Genomic DNA, 13,224 nt, shown 5'->3' with positions numbered 1-13,224 from the left:
ATTTGTTTGTTTAAGTATATGATTTATTTGTTATCTACACGTGTAGTATAGCTATGTGTTGAATGATTTGACTCATTTGCATTTGCATCACTAGCTACGCTGCTCGCTTTGTAGTTTGCACTATCTCTACGATTTCTTCTGTTTTGCCATTTATCAGCAACTTCCATTGCTACGTTTGACCATTGAACAACTTGAGAGATTTTATCTTCATTTTGAGAAATATTGTGCGTAATTGAGTTTGTAACTCTATCAACAGATCCATTTAAAGTTTGTACTGAATCACCAATACCTTTAACAGCATCAATAACAGAGTTCAAACGATCTGATTTATCTTGAATATCTTCAGTTAAGCGATTAGCTTTATGAAGTAAGTCAGTAGATTCACGCGTGATACCTTGTATTTGTCCCTCAACCCCATCAAGAGTTTTAGCAACGTGATCTAAATTTTTCTTAACTGAAAGTAAAACTACTACGATACCAATGACTAATACTAGAAATGCAATCGCAGCTATAATTCCAGCTATAGGTAAAATCCATTCCATTTAAAACGCCTCCTAATAAACATATGTTGTTATTTAATATAAATACCCATCTCATTTTAACATAAACATATTAGAATGAGGTAGTGACACCAATATTTTCCATATATGCACGTTGAATTTTTTGAATATCTCCAGCGCCCATAAATAATATAACTGCATCATTATATTGTTCTAAATTATTCACAGATGCTTCATCAATAAGTTTTGCACCATCAATTTTTTGAACAAGGTCTTGAATTGTTAGATTACCACTATTTTCTCTTATTGAACCAAATATTTCACATAAGAATGTTTGATCTGCTACATTTAAACATTCAGCGAATTCATCTAAGAACGCTTTAGTTCTACTAAAAGTATGTGGTTGGAATACTGCGACTACATCTTTCGTTGGGTATTTCTTACGTGCTGTTTCAATTGTAGCACTTATCTCTCTAGGATGGTGTGCATAATCATCAACTAATATTTGTTTACCAATTTTTGTTTCGTTAAAACGACGTTTCACACCACCAAATGTTTCTAAAGCTTCTTTAATATTTTCAATATTAAGTTCTTCTAGATAACTAATTGTGATAACAGAAAGCGCATTTAAAATATTATGATCACCAAATTGCGGTGAAAGGAATGTATCATAGTATTTATTTTCAATATATACATCAAAATGTGTGCCTTTTTCATTAATTTGAATATTGTCAGCATACACATTATCATCTTTTGAGAATCCATAATAATATACTGGTACATCTGATTTTATATTACGTAGATGTGTATCGCCACCCCAAGCAATAATTGCTTTTTTAACATTATGTGCCATCTCTTGGAATGCATCAAAAACATCATTTACATCTTTAAAGTAATCTGGATGATCGAAATCAATATTTGTCATAATTGCATAATCAGGATGATAACTTAAAAAATGTCTGCGATATTCACACGCTTCAAAAGCAAAGTAATCACTTTCTGGAATACCTAATCCTGTACCATCACCAATTAAGAATGATGTTTTTTTATCGCCGTTCATTACATGAGATAATAATCCTGTTGTAGAAGTCTTGCCATGAGCACCTGTAACCGCAACAGATGTGTATTGGTTTATCACATGTCCTAAGAAATCATGATAACGAATTACTTCTAATTTTAATTCGTGTGCTCTTACTACTTCTTCATGTGTATCTGGAAATGCGTTACCTTGAACGATAACCATATCTTCCTTAATGTTATTTGCATCAAATGGTAATATTTCGATACCATTATTTTTTAAAGCTACCTCTGTAAATACGTAATTTTTTATATCTGAACCTTGAACATCATTTCCAAGATCATGCATGATTTGTGCTAATGAACTCATACCGGCTCCTTTAATGCCGACAAAATGATAATGTGTCATCGTAACACTCCTTAATCTCTATATTAATTTTTGTTTTTCTCTAAATTAATTACCATCTAAATCTGATTCTGTAATATACACATCTCTAGGTTTAGAACCATTCGCCCCGGAAACATAGCCAAGTTGCTCCAATTGATCTACAATTCTTGCCGCTCGATTATAACCTATTTGGAAATGTCTTTGTACTAATGAAGTTGAAATATGCCCCTCTTGTAACATAAAACGACATACATCATCGAATAAGTCATCTTGAGACTGAGTTTCAGTTTTCTTCAATAATTCTTTTTCTTCAAATAGATAATCTGGATCTCGTTGTTGCTTAATAAAATCAACGACATCATCAATTTCATCATCGGATACAAATGTACCTTGTACACGAATCGGTTTGTTCATGCCACTACCTAAGTACAACATATCTCCATAACCTAATAAGCGTTCTGCTCCACCACTATCTAAAATGGTTCTTGAATCCACGCTAGATGATACCATAAATGCTATTCTCGTTGGAATATTTGCTTTAATTAAACCTGTAATAACATTGACTGATGGTCTTTGCGTTGCGACTAACATGTGTATACCACAAGCACGTGCTTTTTGAGCTATACGTGCGATAGATTGCTCAACTTCTTGTGGTGCCATCATCATTAAATCAGCAAGTTCATCTATTACTATAACAATTTTTGGCATTCTATCATCGTATGTTGCCTTCTTATTATAAGCTGTAATATTTCTCACATGATATTTAGCAAAAACTTTATAACGACGTTCCATTTCTTCAACAGCCCACTTAAGACTTTGCGTCGCCGCCTTAACATCTGTAATTACTGGTGCTACAAGATGTGGTAAATCATTGTATGGTGCGAGTTCAACCATCTTAGGATCAATAAGTAATAATCTCAACTCTTCAGGGTGATTTTTATATAATAATGACATTAATATGCTGTTAATGCATACTGATTTGCCTGAACCTGTTGCGCCTGCAATTAAAGCATGTGGTGTTTTAGCTATATCCATCAGTAAAGGTTCATTATTAATGCCAAAGCCCATCGCAACATTCAATTTAGATTCTGAATTTTTAAAGCTAGGGGCTTCAATGATTGAACGTAAATTAACTTTGGTTGACGTGACATTTGGCACTTCAATCCCTACTAAACTCGTACCCGGTATTGGTGCTTCTATACGAATGTCCTTCGCTGCTAATGCCATTTTAATATCATCTTGTAGTGCAGTGATCCTAGACACTTTAACACCTTTCTCAACAGAAAGTTCAAAGCGTGTTACACTTGGTCCTTCTGTGACGTTTTGTACCTCAGCTGGTACATTAAAATAATAAAAGGCTTCGTTTAGTTCTTGTTTTTTCTCTTCTATCCATGAATTATCAATTTCATGTTCTTCAGGCTCGTCTAATAAGCTTGCGCTCGGCAATTTAATATTTGGTCCTCTTCTAATAGTTGGCTTATCACTATCGTTATTTGTAACACCCTCGCCTACTTGCTTGGTATCTATATCTGATGGTGATGTCTCTAAATTTTGTTGATCTGGATTTTGTTTGGCATCTTGCTGATGTGTTACTTCTTTTTTAGCAACTTCAGACTGACTCTGCAGACCACCCGTGTCCTGTGGCTGATTAATATTTTCAACTTGAATCGTTGTCTCTGCATGAATATGGGACGAGTCAGAAATTCGGGCATCAGTTTGTGATTCGTTCTCTTTGTCATTATGACTTGCCGCCAATACGTCTGCTTCATCTGGTGCCTGTTGTGTTTCATTCATTTCTGGTGCTTTGTAATCTGATTCTATTACCTCTGCTTCATTCATATCGCTATCTGATACTAGTGCTTTATTATTTGTTTCAGTAATAGGCTCAGTATGATTTTCGACATAACTAGACACATGTTGATCATTTTCTATATTAGATTTCTGAGGTTGTTGTTCTGATGTTTTGTGCATATCTTGTTGCTTCGTTGTATGTCTTTCATTTTGTGATACATCATGCGCTTTACTAGCATGAATGTGGTCAAGTTTGCTTTGCTTTTTAGCATCCATCATACGCTTTTTATCTGATGGAGTCATTACCACATTAAATGGTTTACTTCCTTTTCTAGTTGGCTGTTGAATACGATTTGTTTGGTTAGTACGACTTTCATCTGACTGTTTGCTATTTAAGTCTTGTGTATCTTGTACAGCAGACGCTTCATTTTCTGGATTTTCACTCATTTCAGATGAATGTTGTTCACTTGAAACATCATTTAATTGCGTAGTTACTGTTTCCTCTAATGATTCGTGAATGTTGTTACTATCTTTATCTTCACTGTCTGAAGTTAAATCATCTTCACTGCTAGAATTATTTACACCTTCTGATGTATGCACAGATGTTTCTAAATCATCCTCTGTTTCTGAATGATTATCTTCTTCTTGATTCGTTAATTCACTATGTGATTGTGTTAATTCTCTATATTGTGCATCTGTAAATGGCGTTTCTGATGCTTGATAATGATTAAAATCGCTTGCTTGTTCACTGTTTAGTTCATCTTCCGATAGTGATTGTTGCGGTACATTGTTTTCTTCAAATATAGTATTAGCTTGTTTATTAATTGACTTGTCAACATCATCGTTAGGACTATCGTATTCAGCGATTTCATCATCGTCTTTGTTGTTTATTTGTTCAGTGCTTACATCCACATATTCATCATTTATAGTATGTACATCACTTACTTGATCTAAATCAATTTCTTCATAATTAAATGGTGACGTTGCCCCTACTTGAGCATCTTCATTATTATCATTATTGAAATCTTGTGTATTAGTTTGAGTGTGTTCACTTTCTATTGTGTCTATACTGTCATATGCATCAGCTATCATATTACCTTCTTCATCGAGTGAACTTTCACCAATGTGATTTTGCGCTTGCTTTGCATACATTTCATCAATTGCTTTTTGAATATCATTCTCGTTATTTTCTTGTTGTGCATTTCTCTTTTGTTGTAACGCTTTTTTAAATTGACGCTTTTGTAATACCTTGCGTTCTCTTTCGCGTCGAATTTCTTCTACGATTTGAGAGGCATAGATATTTTCAATACTAATTTTATTATCTCGAGCAATAGACGAAGTTTGTTTAGTAGATTCCTTAGATTCGTCTTCTGTTGAAGTTTGAGATGAATCGTTATCCCAAGTACTTTCTACAGTGTTCGGACTGCTTTGTGAGGTAATTGGTTGCTCTTCATCAACTTGTGTACTTTGATGCGCTTCTGGTGTATTAATATAGGCATCATTATCGTGTACCTTTTCTGTTGCATTACTTTGTGTTTGAATGTTCGAATCATCAGGTTTAGATGTAGGTTGTTTATCTTCTTCTGATTGATCTGAAGTTCGAATTACGCCATTGTCTAAAGGACGTGGTTTTTGAGTGCCAAAAATTGCTGACGGTACTTCACTCGCTTTAAAATCACTATGCTGATAGCTTGGCGTTTTATGACTACTTTTAGTCTCGGCATTAGCTCTCAACACGTCTGTTTGAATTCTCATTCTAGTCCCTCTATGGGGCTTATGCTCACTCACAGCATCAGTAGGTGCAGATTGGTGTTGGGTTGGATGTTCACTTCTGTCTTGTTTCTTAACATCATTAGATTTCGTTGTATCATATGCATGTCTGCGTCTTCTTGGTTTATGATGTGTATGAGGTGCCTCTGAAGAGGGCTCATAGTGTTTTCTGTTTTCATGAGATGACTGATTATTAGAAGTAGATTGTTCTTCTGATTGACTTGCTTCTTCTAAAACACGCATAGGAAATCTGAATTTACCTTTAGGTCTTTCATAAACATCATTGTTCTGGGGAAGTAATGAATCTTGCTCTTCTTGTTGTGTAGCTTTTTGACGTCGTTGGCTTCTTTTATTGAGATAATCTTCTGTTGAGTCATTATCTTCTCCAAATAACTTGTCGAACCAGCTCATTCGCACATTACCTCCTTTTATTCTTCAAAAAATGCTTGTCCTACAGTGTAATCATCTGTTAAGACCATAATACCTTTTTCTTCTGGTGCATTAGGTAAATTTAATTCTTTCATTGAACAAACCATACCACTTGATGGCACACCTCTAAGCTCTGCGTCTTTAATAACCATACCGCTTGGCATCACTGCACCTACTTTTGCCACAACAACTTTTTGTCCAGCTTCAATATTCGGAGCGCCACATACGATTTGTAATTGTTCATTGCCCACGTCAATACGCAATACACTTAATTTATCTGCGTCAGGATGTTTTTCTTTAGTTTCAACATAACCTACTACAAACTTAGGAGAGAAATCTGCATTTAATTCAAAAGTAAATCCATCATTTTTGATAGCTTTTTGCAATGCTTCCACTAATGCTTCAGTTAACTTGATATGACCATTTCCAACGATATCAGCCTTTTTAGATGCATTGAAAATATTGTAGCCCACGACTTTGTTTTCATGTTTGATTTCAACTACATCGCCTTTTGTTTCGTAATTGAACTCACCATTAATAGTTTCAATTTGTAAAAATGCTACATCTCCAACTGCTTCTTTATTATAAAATAAATTCATGGTTATTAATCTCCTTAATCTTTATCTTTATTTTCGTATTTTTTTCGTGTTGCTTCTAATCTTTGTATTACATTGGGATCTCTTTTTTGCTTATTATTTTTACCTAATATAAATATAGGCTCAAAATGACCTTTGTCATAGCCAAGTGATAAAGAGGTAATAGGAACTAAACCTTTTGTAAAGAATTCCATCGTTAGGTGAGCCATTACATCGTAGCCTGTTTTATTGCGAATATCTGCAATAATCAATACATCTTGGTGCGGCACGGCTACCAGCATTTCGCCTTCACATTGGTCTTGGATTTCATTTAAAAAGGTCGTGTTCAAAATTCTACTTGCGTCATAACCATCATTAGAATTGACGAAATAAAATATATTTCCTTTCACTTCATCTGTTGTATATTTATTTTCTAGTTTTCTGATGTTAAATAAAGCCATTTCTTTTAATTGTTGCTTGGTTAATTTCATTTGTTCAAGCATGCGTTCATCAACTAAACGGTATGATTTACCTAAATCAACTGCATAATATATATTTGTTTCTGCAGTATGCTTTTCAATCACAAATTTATTACCATTTTTATCTTTTTTATCGAAACTCGGAGACCTAAGCACCGGCATGATTTGAATATCATCTATACCTGATAGTGTGTCCCCTTTCATTTGTTCAATTGCTTCTTCAACATAATAGACTATTTCATCTACTATTTTTTCTTTTTGGTTATTATATTTAGCTACTATTGTAGAAAGTTTAACAGTAACACCTTCACCATTATCTATTCTAAAAATACGTAGCGTTTCTTCTTCACGATTAAAGCTAAACTTCACGTTTAGATGACTCAATCGATCTTTTAATTTATCTCTCATTTGAAAGACATTCATCTTTAACACTCCTATTTACGTGCCTTATTACAGTTTACAATAAATATACCCTTAGGAACAGAAAAAAAGTAAGTTCTAAGGGTATATATTTGTATAAATCATTTCAAATGATTTTGTCTATTTTTATTTACAATGAAGCTAAAAATTCATCAATTTGTTCAATAGATTTGCGCTCTTTTCCAATATAACTACCAATTTGTTTATCATCTTTAAATACTAAGAAACTCGGTATACCCATAATGTCATGTTCTATACAAATATCTATAAATTTATCTCTATCTACAGATACAAATTTATAATTTGTATATTTATTTTCCAATTGTGGTAAATCGGGTTCAATGACTTTACAATCCGGACACCAATCTGCAGTAAATAAAAATACCGTTTGTTCTTTTTTTAATTCTTCAAATTGTTGAGCGTTTTCTAATTGTTTCATTCTAATCTCTCCTAAGTTATTTATATTGTAATGCTTCGATTTTGTCTTCATTCAAATGTGTGACAGATTGTGTTAATAGATGTCTAGCAGCTGTATAATCTCTCATATCAAACACAGCATCTGTACTGTGGATGTAGCGTGCACATACACCAATAACTGCAGTGGGTATGCCAATATTCGCCTTATGAATCTCTCCACCATCCGTACCGCCTGGTGATATATAATATTGATGAGATATATCAAATTGATTGGCTAAGTCTAGCAAATAATCTCTAAAAGTTGGCTTCAGTATCATTGTGCCATCTTTTATCCTTATCAATGTACCTTTGCCTAATTCTCCGGATAAGTGTTGCTGACCTTTCATATCATTTGCAGGAGAACAATCTACAACAAAAGCTACATCAGGATCTATTAATTCTGCAGAGGCACGTGCCCCCCTTAATCCTACTTCTTCTTGAACATTAGCACCTACATACAAGTCAAAGTTTAAATCTACATCTTTTAATAATTCTAATAATTCAATACCAATTAAACAACCATAACGATTGTCCCAAGCTTTACTTGCAAATCGGTGTTCAGATAATTGGATAAATGGCGTTTCTGGAACAATTGAATCTCCAATATTTATACCACGTGCTAAAACTTCTTCTTGATTTTCACAACCAATATCCAATAGTAAGTCTTCTATTTTAGGGGCACCTTCGTTCCCAGTTCTAAAATGCTTAGGTATATTGGCTACAATTCCAATAATTTCTTCGTTTTTACGTGATTTTACTTTAAGTCGCTGACCTTGCCAAATATCCGTTGCTACACCACCTAAATTTGTAAATTGTAGCATACCATTCTTAGTAATATGAGTAATCATAAACCCAACTTCATCCATGTGCGCAGCCACCATTACACGTTTAGGATTATCTCCTTTCGCACGTTTAACTCCGTAAAATCCACCCATGCGATTATAAACAAATTCATCTACATAAGGTTCCATTTCTGCTTTTAAATATGATTGTACTTCATCTTCAAAGCCTGGGGCACCGTGTAATTCTGTTAATGTTTTCATTCTTGATATTGTTTTATTCTTGTCTATATTCAACGTTGCTCACTCCTTAATATTTATTATATCATCTTCGTTATGGTAAACTATTAATATGACTTTATTGGGGGTAGATGCTGTTATGTTGAATAAAAAGAATTGGATTTTCATCCTATTTATTTCACTAACAACAATTATTGGAATATACTATTTTTATAAACGTCAAACTCATCAAAGATATCAAGATCCAGAAAAATTATTATCAGAAGTAAAAACATATTTTATGAATGTTGTAGGATCTTACATATTAAATGAAACGATAGCTTATAAAGATTCCACGAACAATAATAATATTGTTTTCCAGGGTGGTATCACTACACAGCACAATGGTAAACTAACTTATTATGACTTTTTTGCTGATGCAAAAACTGGGGAAATTATCGATATAATTGAATGCGATTAATATAAGGTTAAAGTTACGAGAAAATGATGTGCAGTGTCTTTTAAATGAAAAAGCCTACACAGTATTTTTGGAGTTACAACACCATGCTAGTAATAGATATCATTAGCATCATGTTGTAAATACTCTTTCACTCATAACTTTAACCTTATTAATTTCTAGTAATATAAGTTTCTATTTCTTTATTGTTGCCTTTATCAAATTTCACTGCGAAGTATGTCACATCATGATAATACAGGAACCAATAATCTTGTATGATAAAATTGGGTATCAAGCGTTCTTTCTCTCTTATAGATTGCATCGGATAATCATCGTACGCCGTCACCCATAATGGATTTCTATGTGCTATCGTTGGAAAGATATCTCCCATATGCACAGCTTTTTCTCCTTCACTTTCAATCATTACAATTGCATGCCCATAACTATGGCCCCCAGTATGGAAGAGTTTTATCCCTGGGTAAATTTCTATTTCTTTTTCAAATAAAATCAATTTGTCTTTAAAATCTCCATCATTCTTCGACCAATATGTAGACTTACTACGGATGTTTGGACTTTGAAATTCATGCCACTCATCTTGCTGTATAACGTGAATAGCATTTTTAAAAATAGCACGTCCTTCATTGTCTGTTAATCCAGCTGCATGGTCAAAATGTAAATGTGTCATTAATACATAATCTATATCATCTACTGTTAATTCTAAAGCCTTTAAATCTTTTTCAATTTTAGATTCATACTCGACACCAAAGTTTTTACGTTCTTTAGCCGTTAACTTATCAGTGCCTATACCAGTATCAATTAGAATAGACTTATCTTTCGTTTGTATAAGAATAGGATGTGTCGGTAAAGGAATTTGATTCTTATCATTCACCTCATATTTCCTTGTCCATAGTGCTTTGGGTACAACACCAAACATAGCGCCACCATCAATTTGTGTTATCCCACCATTTAAATAATGGATTTTAAAATCACCCAATTTCATTTTATTTCCTCCTTTACTCGCAGTAAATTATTTACTTAATTACCATAGTAATACAATACCCTATCTACTTTAAAGCAAGAAGTAAAATAACTGGAATATGCATTAATTTTCATGAAATTTAACTCGTTCACTCTAAATTAAAGCAAAAAAAATTGATAGAAACGAATGTTCTATCAATCAAAATTTATAGTATTTTTAATGAAATTTAGCTTCCATACGATAGATTCTCGAACCTTTCTCAGAAAACTTCGTTTCATATTCTGTCGCTATATTACTGCCATCATCTTCTTGATGGAGATTTAAGTTTATCTTGATAAAATACATACCAAATTGTGACATACTCTCTAAGCTATAGGCAAAGAGACCTCTATTGTCCGTCTTGAAATGCAATTCTCCATCTTTTTGTAAAATTTGTTTATATAATGCTAAATATGTGTGATATGTCAATCTACGTTTCGTATGCTTTTTCTTCGGCCAAGGATCAGAGAAATTCAAATAAACGCGTGCCACTTCACCATCTACAAAATAATCATTAAGTTCTGCAGCATCATTACAAATCAATTTAATGTTAGTTAGATTCTGTTCTAAAACTTTATCTAACACTTTTATCATCACACTACTTTCACGCTCCATTGATATAAAATTAATATCAGGATTTTGCGCAGCTAATGTAGTAATAAATTGGCCCATGCCTGAACCTATTTCAATGTATATCGGTTGGTCTTTATCAAACCATTCCGAGATTTTCCCTGCATGATGACCATCTAAATCTACAATATTTGGATGTGATTTTAAATAATCTTCTGCCCAAGGTTTGTGACGCATTCTCATTCTCATAACTCCTTATATAAACGCATTGTTGTTCATTACTTCATTCAAAAAGTTAAGCCATAAATTCATATCTTTGTAACGTTTCTGTTCTTCATACCATTGCACCATGCCAATAGATTGTATCACTGTATACCATTTCATTCTTTTTTGTAAGTCCATGGAATCTTTTGCACCATATACTTCTAACCATTGAGACCATTTTTTCTCTGGAACGTAATTGTATAGCAGCATGCCTAAATCAATTGCTGGATCAGCAATCATAGCACCTTCCCAATCAACTAGGTACAGTTCATCATGGTCTGATAATAACCAATTATTATGGTTAACATCACCATGAACCACTGTAAAGAAACGCGGATCTAAATTAGGCATATGATCTTCTAAATAGGTTAAAGCTTTTCTAACAACATGATGTGTCAAAACTTCTCTAGATAATGAAGCGTTTATTTTATTTAATAAAATATCTGGTGTAATAGGCTCCATTTCCATACGTTTCAACATATTTAATAATGTTCTAGAATTGTGTATTTTTTTCAATAAATGTGCGACTCGTTGTTCGTGCATTTCATTGAAAGTAAGCTCTCTACCATTTTTCCAATGTTGTGCCGTTACGACTTCTCCGGTTTCAATGCGCTTGGTCCAAACTAATTTGGGCACAATACCTTCAGCAGATAGCGCTGCAATAAAAGGGTTTGAATTTCTCTTTAAGAATAACTTTTGTCCATCTTGTTCTGCCATATAAGCTTCACCCGATGCACCACCTGCTGAATCTAGCGTCCATCCTAATTGATAAAACTGCTCCAACACGTTCACCTCACTTTCAATTAGAAAATGGCTCAAGAAAACAATTTTCGAGAGCCATATATAATAATTTTATTTCAAAATTATAAACTTCAACCAGAATTGTGTAGCCTCACGTCTTATGACATACACATTGTCCCTCCATGGTTCAAGTTCCATTTTTTATATAATATAGATACCATTCCATCCAATTTATAATAACTTATATAGCATATCACAAATCACCTTAGAACAGACCATTAAATTTAACATTTCTCTATCTTTTTTATGAAATTTTTCACTTCAAAATTTCATCGCTCATAAAGATTTTATATTGTTTAGCTTACTATTTCAACCAAAAATGAGAAACAAAAAGTCACATTTTACTTTCGTCATTTTATGGTATTCTTTTAAACGGCTCATTAAGAATTATAACATAATTTATCATCAATTTATGTTACATTTTCTATCCATTTATGGAAATTATGAACTAACCGTGTCAATATATCTATTAAATCCTTCTTGTAATTCTTTAGTTATTGGACCTACTTGACCATCACCAACAGAGTTACCATTTAATTTAATAACTGGTGTTACTTCTATTGAAGTACTTGAAACAATAATCTCATCTGCATTCGCTAAGAAATCTAATGTAAATGTTTCTTCATTAAATGGTATTTGTTTTTCCTCTGCTATAGATTTTATAACTCTACGCGTAATCCCATTTAAAATGTAATTATTAGTTGGATGCGTATAGATTTCGCCATCTTTAATCGCATAAACATTACTTGATGACCCTTCAGTTACGATATCACCACGATGTTGGATTGCCTCTTTAGCATTGTACTTTGTTGCAAGCTCTTTTGCCAATACATTGCCTAGTAAATTCAAACTCTTAATATCACATCTTAACCAACGTACATCTTCTGTAGTTACAGCATTGATGCCTTCTTCTAATTGTTTATATGGACGATCGTACGTTTTTGTAAACGCCATAATATTCGCTTCTACTGATGGAGTTGGGAAAGCATGGTCACGAGGTGCTGCACCACGTGTAACTTGAATATATACACCACCATTAACTACGCCATTCGCATTAATCAATTCTTGAACAAGCTCAATAATCGAATCCACATCGTGTTTCAAATCTAAACCAATTTCTGCAGCACTTCTTAATAGTCTTTCAAAGTGAGGTCTGGCAGTAAATAAGTGATTGTCATAAATTCTTACATATTCATATATACCATCACCAAAAACGTACCCTCTATCGTTATAAGGCACCTTAGCGTCATGCTCTTCTAATAATTGTTCGTTGATTAATACTTTTGTCATA

12 protein-coding genes are annotated in these 13,224 nt (G+C 33.3%); 1 reads left to right on the top strand and 11 read right to left on the bottom strand.

Annotated features, from left to right (window positions below):
• Positions 1-23: 23 nt before the first annotated feature.
• The 7 genes from QMO72_RS05850 to QMO72_RS05820 form a co-directional block, all read right to left on the bottom strand.
• Positions 24-542, bottom strand: coding sequence for a DUF948 domain-containing protein (locus QMO72_RS05850; RefSeq protein ID WP_046836727.1), 519 nt, complete (start codon positions 540-542; stop codon positions 24-26).
• Between the two features lie 70 nt (positions 543-612).
• Positions 613-1,926: a UDP-N-acetylmuramate--L-alanine ligase gene (gene murC, locus QMO72_RS05845; protein WP_103267700.1), complete on the bottom strand. Its 1,314-nt coding sequence runs from the start codon at positions 1,924-1,926 to the stop codon at positions 613-615.
• Between the two features lie 45 nt (positions 1,927-1,971).
• Positions 1,972-5,877 carry a DNA translocase FtsK gene (locus tag QMO72_RS05840; RefSeq protein ID WP_103267699.1) on the bottom strand — a complete coding sequence of 1,302 codons (3,906 nt, stop codon included), beginning with the start codon at positions 5,875-5,877 and terminating at the stop codon, positions 1,972-1,974.
• A 17-nt stretch (positions 5,878-5,894) separates the two neighbouring features.
• Positions 5,895-6,494 carry a YtpR family tRNA-binding protein gene (gene ytpR / locus QMO72_RS05835; RefSeq protein WP_069823805.1) on the bottom strand — a complete coding sequence of 200 codons (600 nt, stop codon included), beginning with the start codon at positions 6,492-6,494 and terminating at the stop codon, positions 5,895-5,897.
• Between the two features lie 14 nt (positions 6,495-6,508).
• On the bottom strand, positions 6,509-7,372 hold the full coding sequence (locus QMO72_RS05830) for a DUF1444 domain-containing protein (protein ID WP_103267698.1): 864 nt from the start codon (positions 7,370-7,372) through the stop codon (positions 6,509-6,511).
• 127 nt (positions 7,373-7,499) lie between these two features.
• Positions 7,500-7,808: a thioredoxin family protein gene (locus QMO72_RS05825; protein ID WP_103267697.1), complete on the bottom strand. Its 309-nt coding sequence runs from the start codon at positions 7,806-7,808 to the stop codon at positions 7,500-7,502.
• A gap of 16 nt (positions 7,809-7,824) precedes the next feature.
• Complete coding sequence (locus QMO72_RS05820) at positions 7,825-8,901, bottom strand: M42 family metallopeptidase (protein ID WP_103267696.1); 1,077 nt, start codon at positions 8,899-8,901, stop codon at positions 7,825-7,827.
• Between the two features lie 82 nt (positions 8,902-8,983).
• Between QMO72_RS05820 and QMO72_RS05815 the strand changes: the two genes are divergently transcribed.
• On the top strand, positions 8,984-9,304 hold the full coding sequence (locus QMO72_RS05815; RefSeq protein ID WP_069823801.1) for a hypothetical protein: 321 nt from the start codon (positions 8,984-8,986) through the stop codon (positions 9,302-9,304).
• A 148-nt stretch (positions 9,305-9,452) separates the two neighbouring features.
• Here QMO72_RS05815 and QMO72_RS05810 read toward each other — a convergent pair whose 3' ends face one another.
• The 4 genes from QMO72_RS05810 to dat all read right to left on the bottom strand — a co-directional run bounded on the left by QMO72_RS05810 (position 9,453) and on the right by dat (position 13,223).
• Entirely contained in the window at positions 9,453-10,280 is an 828-nt protein-coding gene (locus QMO72_RS05810) for a YtnP family quorum-quenching lactonase (protein WP_103267695.1), read from the bottom strand.
• A 195-nt stretch (positions 10,281-10,475) separates the two neighbouring features.
• The gene (trmB, locus tag QMO72_RS05805) at positions 10,476-11,111 is read right to left on the bottom strand and encodes a tRNA (guanosine(46)-N7)-methyltransferase TrmB (protein WP_069823799.1); all 636 of its coding nucleotides are present in this window, start codon (positions 11,109-11,111) and stop codon (positions 10,476-10,478) included.
• 12 nt (positions 11,112-11,123) lie between these two features.
• Entirely contained in the window at positions 11,124-11,915 is a 792-nt protein-coding gene (locus QMO72_RS05800; protein ID WP_046836737.1) for a phosphotransferase family protein, read from the bottom strand.
• 459 nt (positions 11,916-12,374) lie between these two features.
• Positions 12,375-13,223 carry a D-amino-acid transaminase gene (gene dat / locus QMO72_RS05795; RefSeq protein WP_103267438.1) on the bottom strand — a complete coding sequence of 283 codons (849 nt, stop codon included), beginning with the start codon at positions 13,221-13,223 and terminating at the stop codon, positions 12,375-12,377.
• Between the last annotated feature and the right edge of the window lies 1 nt (position 13,224).

The organism is Staphylococcus casei (genome assembly GCF_030294405.1).
GTDB lineage: Bacteria > Bacillota > Bacilli > Staphylococcales > Staphylococcaceae > Staphylococcus > Staphylococcus succinus.
This window is presented reverse-complemented; position numbering and strand designations above follow the sequence as displayed.

Coding starts and splice junctions, on each gene's coding strand:
- QMO72_RS05825 (WP_103267697.1), bottom strand. CDS start 7,808: ATGAAACAATTAGAAAACGCTCAACAATTTGAAGAATTAAAAAAAGAA.
- dat (WP_103267438.1), bottom strand. CDS start 13,223: ATGACAAAAGTATTAATCAACGAACAATTATTAGAAGAGCATGACGCT.
- trmB (WP_069823799.1), bottom strand. CDS start 11,111: ATGAGAATGCGTCACAAACCTTGGGCAGAAGATTATTTAAAATCACAT.
- QMO72_RS05815 (WP_069823801.1), top strand. CDS start 8,984: ATGTTGAATAAAAAGAATTGGATTTTCATCCTATTTATTTCACTAACA.
- QMO72_RS05840 (WP_103267699.1), bottom strand. CDS start 5,877: ATGAGCTGGTTCGACAAGTTATTTGGAGAAGATAATGACTCAACAGAA.
- QMO72_RS05810 (WP_103267695.1), bottom strand. CDS start 10,280: ATGAAATTGGGTGATTTTAAAATCCATTATTTAAATGGTGGGATAACA.
- murC (WP_103267700.1), bottom strand. CDS start 1,926: ATGACACATTATCATTTTGTCGGCATTAAAGGAGCCGGTATGAGTTCA.
- QMO72_RS05830 (WP_103267698.1), bottom strand. CDS start 7,372: ATGAATGTCTTTCAAATGAGAGATAAATTAAAAGATCGATTGAGTCAT.
- QMO72_RS05850 (WP_046836727.1), bottom strand. CDS start 542: ATGGAATGGATTTTACCTATAGCTGGAATTATAGCTGCGATTGCATTT.
- ytpR (WP_069823805.1), bottom strand. CDS start 6,494: ATGAATTTATTTTATAATAAAGAAGCAGTTGGAGATGTAGCATTTTTA.